This is a genomic window from Enterobacter sp. 940_PEND (genome assembly GCF_001059415.1).
In the GTDB taxonomy this organism is placed as follows: Bacteria; Pseudomonadota; Gammaproteobacteria; order Enterobacterales; family Enterobacteriaceae; genus Enterobacter; species Enterobacter cloacae_M.
In genome coordinates this window covers 1-18,483 of record NZ_JUMS01000123.1, presented here as the reverse complement: position 1 = coordinate 18,483, position 18,483 = coordinate 1, and the positions used below count along the sequence as shown (strand labels likewise).

Here is an 18,483-nt window from a genome sequence, read left to right as displayed (position 1 = left end):
CAGTAAGCCTTATTTTAGTGAAGGACGCAGGATAGCTAACACGTGTACGCTGAACAAGTCCGATCAGTTCGAACTAAACCAGCCCAGCCAGCGTAACGGCCATGGATAACGATGACGAGCATCCTGCTGTGTCGCCTGAGCTATGCGCTCCTGGATAGTCTGCATCAGGGTGGTTTGCCCTTCGCCATCCCAAACCAGATTTGTCAGTAAGGGTAGAGCATCCTCAATCCCTTCGATGGCCCAGATGGCGAATTGCTCTTGCTCAACCGCATCCAGAATATCCTGACTGAGGCTCAAATGGCGTGCGTTGGGAGCAGGAATAATCACCCCCTGTTTGCCGTTTAAACCGCGCTGCTGACAGATAGAGAAGAAGCCTTCAATTTTTTCGTTGAGGCCTCCCACTGGCTGTGCACGACCGAACTGATCCACCGAACCGGTGATCGCGATGTTCTGATTGATGGGCACTTCCGCCAGGGCGCTGATTAAGGCGCACAGCTCGGCCATAGAGGCGCTATCGCCATCCACTTCGCTGTAGGACTGCTCAAACGTCAGCGAGGCGGAGAAGGGGATCTGTTGCTCAAGCTGCAGCTCTGACATCAAAAACGCCTGCATGATCATCATGCCTTTCGCGTGAATGTTGCCGCCCAGCTCGGCTTTCCGTTCGATATCGGTGAACTCGCCATCGCCAATGTGCACAACGCAGCTGATACGGGACGGTTCCCCGAATGCGCGCGGATGACCGGGAAATTCAATCACCGACAGGGCGTTGATCTGCCCGACGCGTTCGCCTTCGGTTTCCACCAGAATTTGTTCCAGCAGAATTTCATCCTGCATACGGTCGGCAAGATAGCCTTCTCGCCACTCACGCTGAGCCAGCATCTGAGTGAGCTGTTCGCCGGTGAACGCCCCGTTACCGCTGATCACACCCACTTCACGCAGCTGTTTGCCGATCCAGAGCGGGCAAAGCGGCAGCGTTTCCTGGTCACCGGTGTAGCGTACCGCTTCGCGGATTAAGCCCGGCCACGCGTCAGCCGCAGGGGTTGGCAGCGCAAAACGTTCAGCAACGGCCATCACCCACTGGCACCACTGCGCCATATCGTCGGCGTCAGCGATCTGGGTGTTGTCTTCGTATTCGCTATACACCGCCTGCTCAGCCAGTTCTGGCTCCATTTCCTGGAAGTCCGCCAGTGATTCACGGTCGCCCGTCAGCACGACGGTCAGCGACAGCGGCATAGACGGAACAGAGACAGGCAGAGGACGAGACTCATCGTAGCCGACCCAGTCGAAACGCTGCTGGTGGACGATGGTTTTCAGACGCATCCACAGCAGCGGCTGCGAGAGCAGGGTACGCAGTGAAATGATGAGAACACCGCCATTTGCGCGATGTACCAGCCCCGGCTGCAGCGAAAGTTCGCCATTAAACTGGCGCAGACAACCAAAGAGTTGTTCCGCCTCGACCCAGTTAGCGGTAATCACTTCGCCCTTAGCGGCAAAACGGCCATCGGCCTGCGCCGCCGGTTCGAAAGTGACATCATGTCCCGCAATACGATACTGGCCGCCAAAAACTGCGTTCGCTTCCGGCTTCAGCTGGCGCACGGCATCACCGAGCAGCGTCAGGTATTCCGCTTCTTCCGGGGCCTTGAGCAGCATGAAGGGCGCTGTTGCCCATGGGCTTAACACCTGCTCCAGCGCATAATGCAAACGAGGCTGCGTATCGCTAAGGATGAATTCGTGTTCTTTTGCGAGTTCGGGCTGTGCAAACAGTTCCTGGTAACTTTCGGTATCCGGAACAAGGTCACGCCATGCAAGTTTCGTAATGGTCAAAGTTGATGTTTTTTAGTCAGATGTAAAAGCGTGGAGTATACCGTAAGCGGGGGGCTGTACCCAAGCAGGATCGGGGATTTCGACAGGGCGATTGGCTGCATTCACTCACAGGATATGATTTCTTTTCAGCAGATTGCTAAAAAACTGATATTCTGAACAGAGTTACGTGGTAACACTGAGATCGCAATGAAATATCAACAACTGGAAAATCTCGAAAGCGGCTGGAAATGGAAGTACCTGGTCAAAAAGCACCGTGAAGGGGAGCTGATCACCTGCTACATCGAAGCCAGCGCTGCGCAAGAAGCCGTGGATATTTTGCTGACCCTCGAAAATGAACCGGTACAGGTTAACGGCTGGATTGAGAAACACATCAATCCTGCGCTGTTGAACCGGATGAAGCAAACTATCCGTGCCCGACGCAAACGGCATTTTAATGCTGAGCATCAGCACACTCGCAAAAAATCAATCGATCTGGAGTTCGTTGTCTGGCAACGCCTGGCCGGGCTGGCACAACGACGGGGCAAAACGCTTTCGGAAACCATCGTGCAGCTGATTGAGGATGCCGAACATAAAGAGAAGTACGCCAACCAGATGTCGACGCTGAAGAACGACCTTCAGGCTCTGTTGGGTAAAAAATAGATTTTTCTTTTCTTCAGACAATAAAAAACCCCGCATGGCGGGGTTTTTTTATAAGACGATAACTTATGCCGCTGGCTGAGTTACAACGTCTTTGATGCCTTTAACTTCGATCTCTACGCGACGATCTGGAGCCAGGCAGTCGATCAGTGCAGCGCGAGCTTTCACGTTGTCACAGGTGTTGCCAGTAACTGGGTTAGATTCGCCCATACCACGTGGGGAGATCTTGTTAGCTGGGATACCTTTAGAGATCAGGTAATCAACAACAGACTGAGCACGTTTCTCAGACAGTTTCTGGTTGTAAGCGTCAGAACCGATACGGTCGGTGAAGCCCAGAACCACTACGGAACCGTCTTTAGGATCCAGGTTGCTCAGCTGGGTGTACAGCTGATCCAGTGCCTGCTGGCCTTCTGGTTTCAGAGTCGCTTTGTTGAAGTTGAACAGAACGTCAGACTTCAGAGTGAAGTGCTTGGTCTGTACTTCTGGAGCTGGAGCCGGCGCTGGAGCAACAACTGGTGCTGCTTCTTCCTGCTGGCCGAAACGGTAGGAAACACCTACGCTCAGCATGCCGTTGTCTGGACGAACACCAACGGTGTTGCCGTCGCCGATGTTGTTAACCCACTGGTATTCCAGACGGGTAGCGATGTCACGGGTCATAGCCCACTCAACGCCACCAGCGAATACTGGGGAAACACCGGTGTCATGGTTGTCACCAGAGATGTTGTTGCTGGAATCTGCGCGCCATACCATGCCGCCCAGACGGGTGTACACGTCCAGATCGTCAGTGATTGGGTAGCCCAGTTTAGCGGTCAGCTGAACGCCCTGTGCTTTGAAAGCGCCGTTGATGGTGTCGCCTTTGTATGGCATACGACCTAACCAGTCGTAACCCATTTCAAAACCAACATACGGGTTAACCTGATAGCCACCGAACGCACCTGCACCAAGCTGGCTCTCGTGAGTTGGGCCATCATTGTTCAGGCTGCTGTTGTACCAGCCGGTGTCGTGGAACTGAGACCAGCCCAGTTTACCACCTGCATACCAGGTATTATCTTTCGGAGCGGCCTGCGCTACGGTAGCGAAGCCAGCCAGTGCCACTGCAATCGCGATAGCTGTCTTTTTCATTTTTTGCGCCTCGTTATCATCCAAAATTCGCCATGAAAGTCTCAAGAGAGAATCACGGTTAAATCCTTCACCGGGGGGCGTGGTCAAATATAAATCTACCGATATCTTCGGCTTAGGCCGAGCACCCCTGGCGATGTAAAGTCTACAACGTAGCTGAAAACTTACAAGTGTGAAGTCCGTCAGGCATATGAAAAAAAAAGTTCCGTATACCGATTATTTAACATTTTTCGAACGAATTTTGTGCAATAAAATTAAGGAGAACCGCACCAGACAAGCCTTGCCGCAATTTTGTGACCGGGAACTTTAATGCCATCTTGAGGTCAAAAAAAATTCCAGGAAAAATCTTAATTTCACTCAATGATACAAATTTGAGTGAATTTTTAGCCCAGAAAGTTGTCCTCTGCGGTAAGAATCCGATCGAACCGGACGCATAATGAACCCGATCGCATTCCCTTCTTCGGCTGCTTCAGTCAGACGGTAATGCTCCTCTTCCGTCAGTTCCTCCGGTAACCATCCAATCACCACGCTGTAATTTCCGGTGCGTAAGGCGCGGATCATCGATTCTACGGTATCGCACGGCGGGAGCTGATTAATTTGCATGACCTTGGTAAGCGGAAGGCCTGCGGACTGAACCCACTCACGGCTCAGTTTTTGCTGAGGCGTGAGCCAAAGCTGCCAGCGCGATTGCTGACCAAGCTGTTGTAATAACGGCAACAACAGAAGTTGCGTCAACAGGGGCTGGTCTTCACGATAAACCACTTCACTGATAAGCCCCGTGGAAACACGCTCGACGGAATTCTGCGCGACATTGCCTGCGGTAGAAGAGAGAGAGGTTGAGCGATTTGCATAGCCTGAAGTGTGCATATTCATTCCAGCCCTGTAGTTACTGTATGGATATACAGTAACCCCTGTATGCATAAAGATCAACCTCATTTTCGGAAAGCGACTCGCAAAATTCATTCAATGTTGATGTCCCTCGAAAAATCATCTTGCTCATCGGCGATAAGTTGCCTATTTTCCTGCTAACGGATCCGCTAGTAAGAAATTTCGTTGTTACTTTATGATTTTGAAGGGAAATATCATGAAAAAGATATCTTATGAACGGATTTATAAATCCCAGGAATACCTCTCCCCGTTGGGCGAGATTCATCATCGCGCGCTGTTTGGAGGCTATACCCTGGCGGTGGATGATGCGGTTTTTGCCATGGTGTCAGACGGAGAGCTTTATCTTCGCGCCTGTGAGGAGAGTGCGAAATACTGTGTAAAAAATGCCTCCTCTTTTTTAACGTTGATGAAGCGAGGCCGCCCGGTGCTGCTCAACTATTATCGTGTGGATGATGGATTATGGCAGGACAGGGAGCGGTTGCTTCAGCTCTCCTCGTTTGCGCTCAGTGCGGCAAGAAAAGAACGCTATCAGCGCCATCAACGAAACCGACTTAAGGATCTGCCAAACCTGACCTTTCAACTTGAAGTCTTGCTCTTTGAAGCTGGCATTACCAATGAGGAAACGCTGCGGGCGCTGGGTGCAAGAGCGAGCTGGCTAAAGATGCGGGCAAAAAACAAAGCGCTCAGTATTAAAGTTCTCTTCGCGCTGGAAGGGGCTATCGAGGGGCTGCATGAGGCGGCACTCCCGGCAGGCATTCGCCGGGAGCTAACGGAGTGGTTTAATGCGCTGCCTGAGCCACAGGAGAATCACTCCTCCAGGTAGCGATTTGCTGTTGCAGCCGGCAAATTTCAGGCAGCAGAGCGATAAGCAGGCCTATCTGCTGAAGTACCAGCGGCGCTTTGCTGTCGTTTCCAGGGTCAAGATGCGCAATGCGTTGAGCCAGTTCATCCAGCGCCTGTTGAACGCGCGGCTCATCGGCCGGTCGGTGATGAAGTGCGTCATCGACATAACAGACGGCATCATCGAGCAGGTTGAGAATGCCCGGGTTGGTGAGTTTCTCACGGTGGGCACCGAGCGTCGAAATATAGCTGGTGAACGTATGGTTCAGGCAGAGCAGGCGGAACGCAGTCTCACGGATCTCCGCCGTGGCCCGAGGCTCCGTTGACATGTTAGAGACAACGGAGGCCAGTTCTGCGTCACTGTTATGCGCGTCGCGACGGGCTATCCGATAAGCCAGGCGGTTATCACGCCCCTGGTGGTACTGCTCCAGGATTGCGTCAAGGTATCGACAGTTGGCGTTCATCGCCCTGTCCACTACGCGCGGCAAATTGCGGAAACGCCAGTCCGGCCAGATAAAGCTGACCGCGGCCCAGGCAATCGCACAGCCAATCAGGGTATCGATCACGCGGGGCAGGGCAACTTCAAACCCTTCACCCAGCAGGTTAAAGCAGAGCAGCACCAGCAGCGTAATGAACATGGTGGCGTGGGCGTACTGCACGTTGCGAAACGCGAAGAACAGCACGCCGGTGATCACAATCAGGATCAGTTGACCTTCAACGGAGGGCACGAAATAGAGCACCGGAAGGCCAATCGCGACGCCGACCAGCGTGCCGATAATACGCAGCGCAAGACGGTGTCGGGTGGCGTTATAGTTCGGCTGGCAGACGAACAGGCTGGTCAGCAGGATCCAGTAGCCGTGGTGCAGTCCGGTTATCTGGATAAAGGCATACCCCACGCACAGCACCAGCGACATTCTTACCGCGTGGCGAAAGAGTGCCGACTCAGGCGTAAAGTTGCGGCTCAGCCGCAGCCACATATCGCTAACGCTGTGCACGCTGTCATCAGCAAGCTGATTTTCCACCTCACTGCCCGGCAGCGCCATCGCCTGTTCGGACTCAATGGTTGCCAGCTGAGCATCAATCGCCCGCAGGTTGTTAAGCAGAAAGCCCAGCGCTTTGATGTGCTCCTGTGACGTTCCGCTGGCCTGAACGCGGTCGAGCGCCGCATCAAGATGGCTGAATACGCGTTCAAAGCGGGGGTCATGCTGATAGGGCGTGCGCAGCAGAATAGACCGCGAGAGCTGCTGACACGCCTGGGACTGCATGGACAGCAGGCGCTGGAAGCGGAACATCACGTCGCTGTAGCGGAACTTCTCGCGCAGGGCAGCATACTGAACGTGCGAGGAGCTGGCGCGTTCATGAATATCCTGGGCGGCAAAATAGTAGTGTAAGGTCCTTCGGGTTCCGCGCTGGCCGCGATCGCCGCGCAGACGGGTAAGCAGAGAGGCTTTTGTCTGGTTAAGGGTGGCGACCAGCTGGCCGTTTGCCAGCGCCAGATCGTAGAGCGGAGCCTGGCTTTCTTCCTCGATATCCGGGTCGAACAGCCGGGATTTCAGTTCCAGATAGTGGGCTAACTGCTCAAAGCTGCGGGCAAGGTTATCCTGCAGCGGGCGAACCGGGAAGATCAGATGACCGGTTAGCGTCAGCAGATTATACCAGATGGCGCCCAGCATCAGGAGAACCGGCTGCTGGTACCACTGGTCATACAGGGAAACGCCCAGCATGGTGTAGATGGCGATCAGCAATGCACCAAACGCGATGGTGGCATAGCGTTGCCCGAGGCCGCCCAGCAAAATAAACCCGCTGGTTGAGAGCGTAAGGCCCAGGGCAAACAGCCAGGGCCACGGGAAAAGCAGCTCAACGGACGCTGAAGCAATGAAAAAGCAGACGAGCGTAATGACCAGGTTACGTAAACGCCCGGCCAGACGATCGTCCAGGTCCGCCAGCGCCCCGGCCACCACCCCCAGCGTGAGCGGAATGGTGAGTTTGACATCATTCAGCCACCAGGGCAGGGCAGCCGTGCCGCAAAGCGCGATAAATATCCTGACGTTGTATAGCCAGGTGCTGTTCCAGGTATAACGGCGAAGCAGTGGGCTTAGCATAAACGCGGCCGGTCCTTATTTACTGAAAACGACGGCGCGCGTTTGCTTCACGCGCCGCCTGGGCCACTTCTACCGGAACAACCCTGCGACCGACGGGCCAAAGGGCGATGGCGGCGATCTTAAAGTTTGCGATCCCCACCGGAATGCCAATAATCGTGATGCACTGTGCAATACCGGCAAAAATATGCATGATGCACAGCCACCAGCCGAAGAAAATCAGCCACAGAATGTTCAGCAGGGTTCCGCCCGTATTCATCAGGGCGTTTTTGCTCTCCGGATTGAGCTCGTCAACGTGGATGGCTTCATTCCCGTAGGGGATTAAGGAGAGTTTAGTGATTTCCCAGCAGGAACGGGTCAGGGGAAGCGTGAAAATCAGGACGATGCTCACCAGCGTGGCAAAAAGCCAGGAAAGGGTGGTGGCAAAACCGCCCAGCACAAAATTCAACACATTCAGAACGGTACGCATAAACCCTCACTTCCTTTCGATAAAATTAACGCCCAATGATTGTAACGTTTTTTTAGGCTGGAGCACCTTAAAACTGGCAGTTAAACTGTCAGGTAAATTATCTCTTCGTGGATTTGGCGGAACATGGAACTGAAAGCAACCTCGTTAGGCAAACGCCTGGCGCAACACCCTTACGACAGGGTGGTTCTCCTTAATGCCGGGGTGAAAGTCTCCGGGGAACGCCACGAATACCTTATTCCGTTTAACCAGCTTCTGGCTATCCACTGTAAACGCGGGCTGGTGTGGGGCGAGCTGGAATTCGTTCTGCCTGACGATAAAGTCGTGCGTCTTCACGGCACCGAGTGGGCGGAAACCCAGCGTTTCCATCATCACCTGAACGCGCTGTGGCAGCAGTGGAGCCAGGATATGAGCGTAATTGCCGCCCAGGTGCTGCAGCAGGTGCTGGACGATATCGCGCAGAGCAACGCGCAACACGCGTGGCTGACCCGTCAGCAGACCGCCGGGCTGCAGCAAAAGATCCGACAGGCACTCTCGGCGCTGCCGCTCTCCGTGACGCGTCTCGACGAGTTTGACAACTGTCGCGACGCCTGGCGCCAGTGTCAGGCCTGGCTGAACGATAAGGATAAAAGCCGTCTCGCTCATAATCAGGCGTGGACGGACGCCATGCTCACCCAATACGCCGACTTTTTCAGTACGGTGGAATCTTCACCGCTCAATCCGGCCCAGGCGCGCGCGGTGGTCAACGGCGAGCAGTCGCTGCTGGTGCTGGCGGGGGCCGGTAGCGGTAAAACGTCGGTGCTGGTGGCGCGTGCCGGCTGGCTGCTGACGACCGGAGAAGCGGTAGCCGATCAAATACTGCTTCTGGCCTTTGGCCGCAAGGCTGCCCAGGAGATGGACGAACGTATCCAGGAGCGCCTGCACACCCGGGATATCACGGCCAGAACCTTCCATGCCCTTGCGCTGCATATTATTCAGCAGGGCAGTAAAAAAGTGCCTTCCATCAGTAAGCTGGAAAACGACGCGCAGGCGCGTCAGGCGCTGTTCATCAAAACGTGGCGCCAGCAGTGCAGTGAGAAAAAAGCGCAGGCGAAAGGGTGGCGTCAGTGGCTGGAGGAGGAGCTCGGCTGGGAGGTGCCAGAGGGCAGCTTCTGGCAGGATGACCAACTGGCGCGTCGTCTGGGTTCGCGACTTGACCGCTGGGTCAGCCTGATGCGAATGCACGGTGGAACGCAGGCAGAGATGATTGAAAGCGCGCCGGAGGCGATCCGCGATCTGTTTTCGAAACGGGTCAAGCTGATGGCTCCGCTGCTGAAAGCCTGGAAAACCGCGCTGAAAGAGGAAAATGCCGTCGATTTCTCCGGTTTAATCCATCAGGCCATCATCATTCTTGAAAAGGGACGTTTTGTCAGCCCGTGGAAACACATTCTGGTGGATGAGTTCCAGGATATCTCTCCGCAGCGTGCTGCACTGCTCTCGGCGCTTCGGGCGCAAAATAAACATACGTCGCTGTTTGCGGTGGGTGACGACTGGCAGGCCATCTATCGCTTCAGCGGGGCGCAGCTCTCCCTGACGACCGCGTTCCACCACTATTTTGGCGAAGGGGATCGCAGCGATCTGGACACCACCTACCGCTTCAATTCACGCATTGGTGAGATCGCCAACCGCTTTATCCAGCAAAACCCGCATCAGCTGGCCAAGCCGCTCAATAGCCTGCGCCCAGGGGATAAAAAAGCGGTCACCCTGCTGGCGGATGACCAGCTGGAGCCGGTGCTGGACAAGCTCAGCGGCTACGCGAAGCCCGATGAACGTATTCTGGTGCTGGCGCGCTACCATCACCTTAAGCCCGCGGCGCTGGAAAAAGCCGCCACCCGCTGGCCGAAACTGCAGCTTGAATTTATGACCATTCACGCCAGCAAAGGGCAGCAGGCTGACTATGTGATTGTGGTGGGGCTGAAAGAGGGGAGCGACGGTTTCCCGGCTCCGGCCCGCGAGTCGGTGATGGAAGAGGCCCTGCTGCCGGTGCCGGAAGATTTCCCGGATGCCGAAGAGCGGCGTTTGCTGTATGTGGCCATCACCCGCGCGCGGCATCGCGTGTGGCTGCTATTCAATAAAGAGGAGCCATCCGTGTTTGTCGATATCCTGAAGAGTATTGATGTGCCGGTAGCGCGTAAGCCATAACGATGTCAGGCAAGATTTTCCAGGCCGGGTAAGGCGTAGCCGCTACCCGGCAAAAAAGCTACTTCAGTCTATCGGAAAGATAACGCTGATAGTCCGGAATAAGGATATCAACCGGCGAGTTAAACTGCGGTGATTCGATGATGAAATCCGCCGTCGACAGGTTCGTCGCCACCGGAATATTCCACACCGTCGCCAGGCGCAGCAGCGCTTTAACATCCGGATCGTGCGGAACCGCGTTCAGCGGGTCCCAGAAGAAGATCAGCACATCAATTTTCCCTTCGGAAATCTGCGCGCCGACCTGCTGATCGCCGCCCATCGGACCGCTCAGCATGGCATTCACCTGCAGACCCGTTTCGCGCTGGATCAGGTTACCGGTGGTGCCGGTCGCCGACAGGGCGTGCTTTTCCAGCGAAGACTGATGGCGGCGAACCCAGTTAAGCAGCATTTGTTTACAGTGATCGTGCGCCACAAGAGCAATGTGTTTGCGCTCAGGCAGCGTGCGTGTTGTCAATTCCATAATCATATCCATCAGGTTAACTGACTACACGATGACGGGAACCGTCTGACGCTGCAAGAGAAAGGCGTAAAAAATGTGGCTTATGATGAAGGTTGTTGTTTTGCCCACTGTAAAAATCGGGCCCGCGTGTCGGGATCGGCCTGCTGGAACCAGAATTTAAGGCGCTGTTCCGTCAGGGTCTGGGACTGGGGAGGAATAACGTCCAGTTCAGAGACGCCGGATAAAAGCGTACTGTCGTCCGCCATCATGGTGGCAAACTGCGGAAGCGAGGCGCGTTTCCCCGCTTTATTATAGGTCTGGGTCGCGGCCTCGTAATCCGGGCCTTTCGGTGAGGTGGTTAACGCCAGAATATCCAGCTTCACCGGAATCGGCATCGCATCCCCGTCCAGCAGTTCAACGCGGGGTGATGCGTCGAAGGCCGCAGATTCCTTCTCCGTTTCAAGGCGAGGCAGGGTGATATTCACCTGACTGATTTGCCGGGTATTAAAGCTGACGATCAGCGGCGGGGAGATGTACATCCTTTGCTCGTGATTAGCCAGACCGATCGGCTTTTCTACCCGGAAGACCAGCTGATGCGGCCCGTTATCTAACTCGATGCTGTCTGCACCGCGCAATAACGAGCTGGAGACCTTTTTTCCGTCCAGTACAAGGAGATCAATGTCGGTAGAGAGCCGGAGCGTGGTAGCAAAAACGCAGACCGGCATCACTAACGCAATCAGAGCAGTGGCAATACCGGTTTTCATAGAAGGCTCCCGTCAGAAATCCTGTCGCCGCATTAATGTATCTAAATTTTTCGATAATCACGTTTACTAACATATAGACATATTTCGCCGTTTTGCCCTCATGCATGTGTATGGGATGGATGGTTGAGATGTGCGGTTTGGCGTACACTTTCAAAAAAGCCAGGAGAAAAACCATGAAAGAGAACGATATTGCCGAGATTCTGACATCCACGCGTACCATTGCGCTGGTGGGCGCGAGCGATAAACCCGATCGTCCAAGCTATCGGGTGATGAAATACCTTCTCGATCAGGGCTATCACGTTATCCCGGTCTCGCCAAAAGTGGCGGGGAAAACATTGCTGGGCCAGCAGGGTTACGCCACGCTCGCTGAGGTGCCGGAAAAAATTGATATGGTCGATGTCTTCCGCAATTCCGAGGCGGCGTGGGAAGTGGCGCAGGACGCTATCGCCGTAGGGGCAAAAACGCTGTGGATGCAGCTGGGTGTGATTAACGAGCAGGCCGCCGTGCTGGCGCGGGATGCGGGGTTGAAGGTTGTCATGGACCGCTGCCCCGCGATTGACATCCCCCGTCTGGGGCTGGCGAAGTAATAAAAAAAGCCCGTATCGGGCTTTTTTTACACGCTTAGTTCCGCAGGCGCGGGGCCTGTAACTGTTTGCGGATAGTCTGAGCAAGTTCATCCATTGTGGGTTGCTCCGGATGCTCTTCCTGCAGCTCGCTACTCAGCTGCGCTTCGGCCAGATAGGTGTGAACGGGTTGTCCATCATCACCTTCCATTACCACGTGGTACCAGGGCGCGGCGCGAAGCTCTGCGTTCACCGCCAGCTCGTCTGCTGACGGTTCATCAAGGGAATACTCCGGGTCGATATCCACGACCACACCCAAATACCCTAGCAAAGTGTGGCGGACCTGCTGGCCGATACCGAATTTGCTGGCAATCATAGTCACCTCCCGGGAAATACGACTTACACGTTATGTGCGGGCAATATTTCTCTTTTCAAGTTACATGACGCGACAGGCAAACCCTTTCAGATACAGTCCTTCCGGGTAGGTAGCAATCACGGGGTGATCGGCTGCCTGACGGAACTGCTCTATAAATTGTACATCACGGCCAGCATCTATTGCGGCATCGGCGATGATTTTCTGAAATAAATCTGTTGTCATCAGGCCGGAGCAGGAGAAGGTGAGCAGAACCCCGCCCGGGTTCAGCAGCTGGATAGCCAGCATGTTGATATCTTTATACCCGCGGCACGCGCCCATCAGCTGGCTTTTGTTTTCCACAAACTTTGGCGGATCCATCACGATGACGTCGAACTTCTCGCCCTGGTCGCGATATTTACGCAGCAGCTTGAAGACGTCATCGCGGACAAACTCAGCTTTGCTCAAATCCAGCTTGTTGAGCTCGACGTTCTGTTTTGCCACGTCCAGCGCTTCCTGCGAGGTGTCCACGCTCACCACCTGAGCACAGCCGCCCATCAGCGCCGAAACGGCAAAACCGCCGGTATAGGAGAAGCAGTTCAGCACGCGTTTGTCGGCAACGTACTGACGCGTAGCCAGACGGCTGTCGCGCTGGTCGAGGTAGTAACCCGTTTTGTGCCCGCCCTGAATATCCACCAGCAGCTTCATGCCGTGCTCTTCAATCGGCAGCAGGGCCGGTGGCAGTTCGCCCGTTACGGGCCCCTGAGTCAGCTCCATGCCTTCTTTTTTGCGCACCGCCACATCGCTGCGGTCGTAAATGGCACATTCCGGGAACAGCGTTTGCAGCGCGCCGATCAGCGCGGCACGCTGGTATTCCGCTCCGGCGCTCAGGAGCTGCAGCACCAGGAAGTCACCGAAGCGATCGATGGTCACGCCCGGCAGGCCGTCGGACTCACCGGCGATCAGGCGGTAGCTGTCCAGCCCGTCGCGTTTTGCCAGCCAGTCGCGCCACTGCTGCGCCTGCTGCAGACGGCGAACGAAGAAGTCGATGTCGATGGTTTCATCTTTATCAAACGTCCAGACGCGAGCACGGATCTGGGACGCTGGCGAGTAGGCGCCTCGCGCTAACCATTTACCCTGATGGTCAACGATATCAATGGTTTCACCGAGGCTGGCTTTGCCTTCCATACGGGCAACCGCGCCGGAAAAGACCCAGGGATGACGGCGCAGTAATGATTTCTCGCGCCCTTTGGCTAACACTAAACGTACACTCATAATTTGCTGTTCTGTCGATTTCAGGAAATGGCGCGTAGATTACCACATTCAGCAAGGCGCAATCATCTGCGGATGCCGTTGAGCGTTTCGGCACAAAATCAAATCGCTTAGGCACATTACGATATTGCCGCTGGGTTTAGAGTGGGGCTTCCGGTACAGCAGAGGGAGCACCCATGAAAAAGCGCAGTGTGATAGCAATAACCGCTCTGGCGGCGATGAGTTTTCAGGTTTTAGCAACAACGCCTTTCGGCGTCACCAGCCGGGATATTTCCGGCGAAAAGCGGCTGGCGCAACAGCAGGTATTTGAGGGGTTTGGCTGCCACGGTGGGAATATTTCTCCACAGCTGGCGTGGAAAAATCCGCCCGCCGGTACGAAAAGTTTTGCCGTTACGGTATATGACCCGGATGCGCCCACCGGCAGCGGCTGGTGGCACTGGACCGTAGCCAATATCCCGGCGAAGACAATGACGCTGCCCGCGGATGCCGGTAACCCGAACGGCGAGAAATTACCTGCCGGCGTTGTGCAGGGGCGTAATGATTTCGGCTATTCTGGATTCGGCGGCGCATGTCCACCCGAAGGGGACAAGCCTCATCGCTATCAGATTACCGTCTGGGCCCTGAACGTGGATAAACTGCCCGTCGACAACAATGCCAGCGGTGCGCTGGTCGGTTTTATGCTCAATAGTCACGTTCTGGCAAAGGCTCAGTTAACAGCAACCTACAGCAGATAAGGATGGCAGGGTGCAGGAGTTTCATTTTCGACATAACCATCTTACCGCGGGTGAAGTGACTGCCAGCAAAATGCATCGCCTGCACCAGGTTAAACTGTTTTTTCCGGCTATTTGTCATATCACTCACGGCACTAAGGTGATAGTTCAGGATGATAACCGTCTGGAAGCGACACGGGATGAGCTCATCATTATCCCGGCCAATACGGTGATGGAGATAATCAATCTGCCTGTAAACGGGCTGTTTCACTCGGATTTGCTGATGTTGTCCCCGGAGATTGTCGCCGAGTTTAAAGCGCATTACCTGAAATCCTGGCCGCGCACGACGCTGCATTCGCTCTGCGCCCCGCTGAGCGAGGGGTTGGCGTTTATGTGGGACAATCTGCTGCACGCCGTGCGTCAGGATTTACCGGAGGCGTTACAAAAGCATCAGGCCTTCGGTCTGTTGCTGGCCTAGCTGCATGATGGCGTGGCGGGCCCGCTGCTTGTTGAGCGCAACAGTAACCTGACCGAGCAGGTGCGGCAGTTCATTATGCTGTCGCCCGCCAGAGCCTGGACCGCGCAGGACGTTGCCAGCCGTCTGGCCTTAAGCGTGCCGACGCTGCGCAGACGCTTGCGTAAAGAGTCGCAGAGTTTTCGTCAGATCGTGGAGGAGGTGAGGATGGCCGTGGCTTTGTCACAGCTCCAGTCAACCCGATTACCAATTGGCGAAATCGCATTACAATGTGGGTATCTTTCCAGCTCTCGTTTCACCGCCCGTTTCCGGCAACACTATGGCTGTTTGCCGAAAACGCTACGTTAAGGAGAAGAAAAATGTCAAAAGTCTGCACCATTGCCTGGGTTCACGGCGTTGTTCAGGGCGTGGGGTTCCGCTACAGCACCCAGCGCGAAGCGGTTGAGCTTGGGCTAACGGGATACGCGCGAAATATGGACGACGGCAGCGTTGAGGTGGTCGCCTGCGGCGAGGCGGAGCAGGTCGACAAGCTGATGGCGTGGCTGAAGGCCGGTGGGCCGCGCAGCGCGCGGGTTGATAAGGTGTTAACGGAACCGCATCAACCCGGGCGGGAATACGTAAACTTCGGGATTCGGTATTAAATACACTTCACCGGTTTTGGCAGGCCGGCAATTTTGGTGGCCTGTTTTGCCGGGCCTTTCGGGAACAGACGATACAGATAGCGGCTGTTGCCTTTCTCTTCGCCGAACTTACTGGCCATCGCTTTAACCAGCATGCGGATCGCCGGAGAGGTGTTGAATTCCAGATAAAATTCGCGGACAAAACGCACCACTTCCCAGTGTTCGGGGGAGAGGGTAATCGCCTCTTTTTCAGCAATCACTTCCGCCAGCGCTTCGCTCCACTGGGCACTTTCTTTCAGATAACCGTCGTTATCGGTCTCGATCTCTTTGCCTTCAAAACTTAACATAGTCATTCACGCGTCAGTCAAAAACCGCAGCAGTGTAACAAAAAACAAAGCCCCGCATAAGCGGGGCCAGGTTCACAGCGCCGTAACTTAATCGCGGCTGGCGAAGCCCAGGATGCTCAACAGGCTGACGAAGATGTTGTACAGCGACACGTACAGGCTCACGGTGGCGCGGATATAGTTCGTCTCACCGCCGCGAATGATGTTGCTGGTTTCGAACAGGATCGCGCCTGAAGAAATCAGAATAAACACGGCGCTAATCGCCAGATGCAGGGCAGGCAGCTGCAGGAAGATGTTTGCCACCATACCCACCAGCACCACCACGACGCCCGCCATCAGCATACCGCCGAGGAAGGACATGTCCTTACGGGTGGTCAGCACGTAGGCCGAGCAGCAGAAGAACACCAGCGCGGTACCGCCCAGCGCCAGGCCGATAAGGTCGCCCATGCCGGCAGACAGATACGCATTCAGCATCGGCCCCAGGATGTAGCCCAGGAAGCCGGTGAAGGCAAACGCGGACAGAATACCAACGGGCTTGTCAGCGGTTTTGTAGGTCAGGAACATCAGACCATACATACCCACCAGCGTCAGGATCAGCCCCGGAGACGGCAGCATCAGCACGGTGCTGGCGGTCGCGGTGATCGCTGAGAATGCCAGCGTCAGGCTGAGCATGAAATAGGTATTGCGCAGCACCTTGTGGGTGCTGAGTAGCGATGTGCGGTCGCGTGAAGAAGTAATTATACGATCCATGAGTCACTCTCTTATGACAGATGTAATTAGTGGAAAGAATAGGAAACGGCACGCCAGTCTCAAAGCGGTTTTACCCATCTTTACTCAGCACGTTAGCGCGGGAGATGGTTATTTCTTCTGCAGAAATCCGTTTCTCCAGTATGAACAGCGGTTTGCGACAATTTACCAGATCAAGCTCTTATAGGTTACTGAAAAATATTGCGTTATTACCGTTCGAACGCTAAGAGTTATTTCCGGATCGTCATAAAACAGACTATAAGGCGAAGGAAATGAAACCACAAACACGCACTCACTTTACGCTCTCTTTGTTAACCGCAGGGATCCTGTGCGCCAGCACGGCAGCCTGGGCGGCTAACGTGCCGGCAGGAACCGCGCTGGCCGACAAACAGGAACTGGTCAGAAACAACGGCAGTGAACCGGCTTCGCTCGACCCGCATAAAGTCGAAAGCGATGTCGAATTCAATATTATCAGTGATTTATTCGAAGGGCTGGTAAGCGTCTCCCCGACAGGCGAAGTCCAACCCCGACTGGCGGAAAAATGGGAGAACAAGGACAACACCGTCTGGACGTTCCATTTGCGTCCGGGCATCACCTGGAGCGACGGCACGGCGATTACCGCTGAGGATGTGGTCTGGAGCTGGCAGCGCCTGATCGATCCGAAAACGGCTTCGCCGTATGCCAGCTATCCGGGCAACATGCATATCGTCAACGCGGCCGATATTGCTCAGGGAAAAAAAGCGCCCGATACGCTGGGCGTAAAAGCGATTAACGACACCACGCTGGAAGTGACGCTCACGCAGCCAAACGCGGCCTTCCTCGCGATGCTGGCGCACCCGTCGCTGGTGCCGGTGGATAAAGTGCTGATTGGCCGCTTCGGCGATAAGTGGACCAAACCGGAGCATTTCGTCAGCAGCGGGGCGTATAAGCTGTCGCAGTGGGTGGTCAACGAACGCATCGTGGCGGAGCGCAACCCGCGCTACTGGGATAACGCGCATACCGTGATTAACAAAGTCACCTACCTGCCCATCACGTCCGAGGCCTCGGACGTGAACCGCTATAAGGCGGGCGAAATTGACATCGTGTACACGGTGCCGATTAACCAGTTTGCCCAGCTCAAGAAAACCCTGGGCAGCGAGCTGGACGTTTCACCTCAGCTTGCGACCTATTACTATGAATTCAATACCACCCGACCGCCGTTCAACGACGCGCGCGTGCGCAAGGCGCTCAACATGGCGCTGGATAAAGATATCATTGCCGGGAAAGTATTGGGGCAGGGGCAGCGCCCGGCGTGGCTCATCAGCCAGCCGGATATCGGCGGCGTTAAGCTACAGAACCCGGATTACGCCAGCTGGCCGCTGGACAAGCGCATCGCGGAGGCGAAAAAGCTGCTGAACGAGGCCGGATATAACGCCAGCCATCCTCTGAGCTTCAATCTGCTCTACAACACCTCTGAATCGCACCAGCGCATCGCGATTGCGGCCAGCTCCATGTGGAAGAAAAACCTCGGCGTGGATGCGAAGCTGCAAAACCAGGAGTGGAAAACCATGCTGGACACCATGCACACCCACAACTTTGATGCGGTGCGCTATGCGTGGATTGCCGATTACGACGATGCGGCGACCTTCCTGAACAACTTCCGCACGGGCGACAGCGAAAACACAAGCCAGTACAGCAATCCGGACTACGATGGGGCGCTGGTGAATGCCGCAAAAGCCAAAACGGCGGAAGAGCGGGGTAAGTACTACCAGCAGGCGGAAGATCTGCTGGGGCGTGATGTACCCGCCATTCCGGTTTATCACTACGTCCGTACGCACCTGGTGAAACCGTGGGTAGGCGGATTTACGCCGGATAAGCTGGGGTACTATTTCACGAAAGACATGTACATCAAAAAACACTAGGTCTGTGCTGATAAAATCGTCGATGTGTCGTCAGTTCAACCGATTAAACACGTTTTGACTATTTTTACAGCGAACGAGTGCAGCCACTCTTTACAGCTCGCGGTGAGGTGTTTATAGTTCGCCTCACTTAGGAAGTGTGGCCGAGCGGTTGAAGGCACCGGTCTTGAAAACCGGCGACCCGAAAGG

General features: G+C 55.1%; 18 protein-coding genes and 1 pseudogene. 8 read left to right on the top strand and 11 right to left on the bottom strand.

The features are described 5' to 3' along the window. Positions 1-63: 63 nt before the first annotated feature. Entirely contained in the window at positions 64-1,824 is a 1,761-nt protein-coding gene (locus ADJ24_RS17165) for an AAA family ATPase (RefSeq protein ID WP_023311027.1), read from the bottom strand. Positions 1,825-2,010: 186 nt separating this feature from the next. Between ADJ24_RS17165 and matP the strand changes: the two genes are divergently transcribed. After that, complete coding sequence (gene matP / locus ADJ24_RS17160) at positions 2,011-2,463, top strand: macrodomain Ter protein MatP (RefSeq protein ID WP_008499929.1); 453 nt, start codon at positions 2,011-2,013, stop codon at positions 2,461-2,463. 63 nt (positions 2,464-2,526) lie between these two features. Here matP and ompA read toward each other — a convergent pair whose 3' ends face one another. Together ompA and sulA are read right to left on the bottom strand one after the other, a co-directional pair. After that, a complete protein-coding gene (gene ompA / locus ADJ24_RS17155; RefSeq protein WP_023311028.1) occupies positions 2,527-3,582 on the bottom strand; it encodes a porin OmpA in 1,056 nt (351 codons plus the stop codon). 354 nt (positions 3,583-3,936) lie between these two features. Continuing rightward, the gene (sulA, locus tag ADJ24_RS17150) at positions 3,937-4,446 is read right to left on the bottom strand and encodes an SOS-induced cell division inhibitor SulA (RefSeq protein WP_032668147.1); all 510 of its coding nucleotides are present in this window, start codon (positions 4,444-4,446) and stop codon (positions 3,937-3,939) included. 217 nt (positions 4,447-4,663) lie between these two features. Here sulA and ADJ24_RS17145 point away from each other — a divergent pair, with 217 nt between their 5' ends. Further along, positions 4,664-5,290: a TfoX/Sxy family DNA transformation protein gene (locus ADJ24_RS17145; protein ID WP_023311030.1), complete on the top strand. Its 627-nt coding sequence runs from the start codon at positions 4,664-4,666 to the stop codon at positions 5,288-5,290. Here the strand turns inward: ADJ24_RS17145 and yccS are convergent. Both yccS and ADJ24_RS17135 read right to left on the bottom strand, forming a co-directional pair. Then, positions 5,247-7,409, bottom strand: a complete 2,163-nt coding sequence (yccS, locus tag ADJ24_RS17140; protein WP_023311031.1) for a YccS family putative transporter — start codon at positions 7,407-7,409, stop codon at positions 5,247-5,249. The two genes, ADJ24_RS17145 and yccS, sit on opposite strands and share 44 nt — an antisense overlap. 19 nt (positions 7,410-7,428) lie before the next feature. Continuing rightward, positions 7,429-7,875: a YccF domain-containing protein gene (locus ADJ24_RS17135; RefSeq protein WP_023311032.1), complete on the bottom strand. Its 447-nt coding sequence runs from the start codon at positions 7,873-7,875 to the stop codon at positions 7,429-7,431. Positions 7,876-7,998: 123 nt separating this feature from the next. Here ADJ24_RS17135 and helD point away from each other — a divergent pair, with 123 nt between their 5' ends. Beyond that, positions 7,999-10,053 carry a DNA helicase IV gene (gene helD / locus ADJ24_RS17130; protein WP_023311033.1) on the top strand — a complete coding sequence of 685 codons (2,055 nt, stop codon included), beginning with the start codon at positions 7,999-8,001 and terminating at the stop codon, positions 10,051-10,053. Positions 10,054-10,111: 58 nt separating this feature from the next. Here the strand turns inward: helD and mgsA are convergent, their stop codons facing one another. Beyond that, positions 10,112-10,570 (bottom strand): methylglyoxal synthase, encoded by a 459-nt coding sequence (gene mgsA / locus ADJ24_RS17125; protein WP_023311034.1) that lies wholly within the window; start codon positions 10,568-10,570, stop codon positions 10,112-10,114. Positions 10,571-10,650: 80 nt separating this feature from the next. Further along, positions 10,651-11,313: a curli synthesis inhibitor gene (gene csgI / locus ADJ24_RS17120; RefSeq protein WP_023311035.1), complete on the bottom strand. Its 663-nt coding sequence runs from the start codon at positions 11,311-11,313 to the stop codon at positions 10,651-10,653. A gap of 173 nt (positions 11,314-11,486) precedes the next feature. Here csgI and ADJ24_RS17115 point away from each other — a divergent pair, with 173 nt between their 5' ends. Continuing rightward, a complete protein-coding gene (locus ADJ24_RS17115; protein ID WP_023311036.1) occupies positions 11,487-11,900 on the top strand; it encodes a CoA-binding protein in 414 nt (137 codons plus the stop codon). A gap of 34 nt (positions 11,901-11,934) precedes the next feature. On the opposite strand, the gene hspQ is transcribed toward ADJ24_RS17115, so the two are convergent. Both hspQ and rlmI read right to left on the bottom strand, forming a co-directional pair. Then, complete coding sequence (hspQ, locus tag ADJ24_RS17110) at positions 11,935-12,252, bottom strand: heat shock protein HspQ (protein ID WP_008499919.1); 318 nt, start codon at positions 12,250-12,252, stop codon at positions 11,935-11,937. Between the two features lie 60 nt (positions 12,253-12,312). Continuing rightward, positions 12,313-13,503: a 23S rRNA (cytosine(1962)-C(5))-methyltransferase RlmI gene (rlmI, locus tag ADJ24_RS17105; RefSeq protein ID WP_032668149.1), complete on the bottom strand. Its 1,191-nt coding sequence runs from the start codon at positions 13,501-13,503 to the stop codon at positions 12,313-12,315. Positions 13,504-13,676: 173 nt separating this feature from the next. Here rlmI and ADJ24_RS17100 point away from each other — a divergent pair, with 173 nt between their 5' ends. From ADJ24_RS17100 to yccX, 3 genes and pseudogenes are all read left to right on the top strand, one after another. Further along, positions 13,677-14,234: a kinase inhibitor gene (locus ADJ24_RS17100; RefSeq protein WP_023311038.1), complete on the top strand. Its 558-nt coding sequence runs from the start codon at positions 13,677-13,679 to the stop codon at positions 14,232-14,234. A 10-nt stretch (positions 14,235-14,244) separates the two neighbouring features. Beyond that, positions 14,245-15,033, top strand: a pseudogene (locus ADJ24_RS17095) (helix-turn-helix transcriptional regulator). An 11-nt stretch (positions 15,034-15,044) separates the two neighbouring features. After that, the gene (gene yccX / locus ADJ24_RS17090; protein ID WP_023311040.1) at positions 15,045-15,326 is read left to right on the top strand and encodes an acylphosphatase; all 282 of its coding nucleotides are present in this window, start codon (positions 15,045-15,047) and stop codon (positions 15,324-15,326) included. Here yccX and tusE read toward each other — a convergent pair. Both tusE and yccA read right to left on the bottom strand, forming a co-directional pair. Continuing rightward, a complete protein-coding gene (gene tusE, locus ADJ24_RS17085) occupies positions 15,323-15,652 on the bottom strand; it encodes a sulfurtransferase TusE (protein ID WP_023311041.1) in 330 nt (109 codons plus the stop codon). The two genes, yccX and tusE, sit on opposite strands and share 4 nt — an antisense overlap. An 87-nt stretch (positions 15,653-15,739) precedes the next feature. Beyond that, the gene (gene yccA / locus ADJ24_RS17080; RefSeq protein WP_023311042.1) at positions 15,740-16,399 is read right to left on the bottom strand and encodes an FtsH protease modulator YccA; all 660 of its coding nucleotides are present in this window, start codon (positions 16,397-16,399) and stop codon (positions 15,740-15,742) included. Between the two features lie 269 nt (positions 16,400-16,668). Here yccA and ADJ24_RS17070 point away from each other — a divergent pair, with 269 nt between their 5' ends. Continuing rightward, positions 16,669-18,297 carry an ABC transporter substrate-binding protein gene (locus ADJ24_RS17070; RefSeq protein WP_023311043.1) on the top strand — a complete coding sequence of 543 codons (1,629 nt, stop codon included), beginning with the start codon at positions 16,669-16,671 and terminating at the stop codon, positions 18,295-18,297. Positions 18,298-18,483 lie beyond the last annotated feature (186 nt).

Bases quoted from the DNA above. Each gene is read 5' to 3' on its own strand.
- matP (WP_008499929.1), top strand. From the start codon at position 2,011: ATGAAATATCAACAACTGGAAAATCTCGAAAGCGGCTGGAAATGGAAG.
- ompA (WP_023311028.1), bottom strand. From the start codon at position 3,582: ATGAAAAAGACAGCTATCGCGATTGCAGTGGCACTGGCTGGCTTCGCT.
- sulA (WP_032668147.1), bottom strand. From the start codon at position 4,446: ATGCACACTTCAGGCTATGCAAATCGCTCAACCTCTCTCTCTTCTACC.
- ADJ24_RS17145 (WP_023311030.1), top strand. From the start codon at position 4,664: ATGAAAAAGATATCTTATGAACGGATTTATAAATCCCAGGAATACCTC.
- yccS (WP_023311031.1), bottom strand. From the start codon at position 7,409: ATGCTAAGCCCACTGCTTCGCCGTTATACCTGGAACAGCACCTGGCTA.
- ADJ24_RS17135 (WP_023311032.1), bottom strand. From the start codon at position 7,875: ATGCGTACCGTTCTGAATGTGTTGAATTTTGTGCTGGGCGGTTTTGCC.
- helD (WP_023311033.1), top strand. From the start codon at position 7,999: ATGGAACTGAAAGCAACCTCGTTAGGCAAACGCCTGGCGCAACACCCT.
- mgsA (WP_023311034.1), bottom strand. From the start codon at position 10,570: ATGGAATTGACAACACGCACGCTGCCTGAGCGCAAACACATTGCTCTT.
- csgI (WP_023311035.1), bottom strand. From the start codon at position 11,313: ATGAAAACCGGTATTGCCACTGCTCTGATTGCGTTAGTGATGCCGGTC.
- ADJ24_RS17115 (WP_023311036.1), top strand. From the start codon at position 11,487: ATGAAAGAGAACGATATTGCCGAGATTCTGACATCCACGCGTACCATT.
- hspQ (WP_008499919.1), bottom strand. From the start codon at position 12,252: ATGATTGCCAGCAAATTCGGTATCGGCCAGCAGGTCCGCCACACTTTG.
- rlmI (WP_032668149.1), bottom strand. From the start codon at position 13,503: ATGAGTGTACGTTTAGTGTTAGCCAAAGGGCGCGAGAAATCATTACTG.
- ADJ24_RS17100 (WP_023311038.1), top strand. From the start codon at position 13,677: ATGAAAAAGCGCAGTGTGATAGCAATAACCGCTCTGGCGGCGATGAGT.
- yccX (WP_023311040.1), top strand. From the start codon at position 15,045: ATGTCAAAAGTCTGCACCATTGCCTGGGTTCACGGCGTTGTTCAGGGC.
- tusE (WP_023311041.1), bottom strand. From the start codon at position 15,652: ATGTTAAGTTTTGAAGGCAAAGAGATCGAGACCGATAACGACGGTTAT.
- yccA (WP_023311042.1), bottom strand. From the start codon at position 16,399: ATGGATCGTATAATTACTTCTTCACGCGACCGCACATCGCTACTCAGC.
- ADJ24_RS17070 (WP_023311043.1), top strand. From the start codon at position 16,669: ATGAAACCACAAACACGCACTCACTTTACGCTCTCTTTGTTAACCGCA.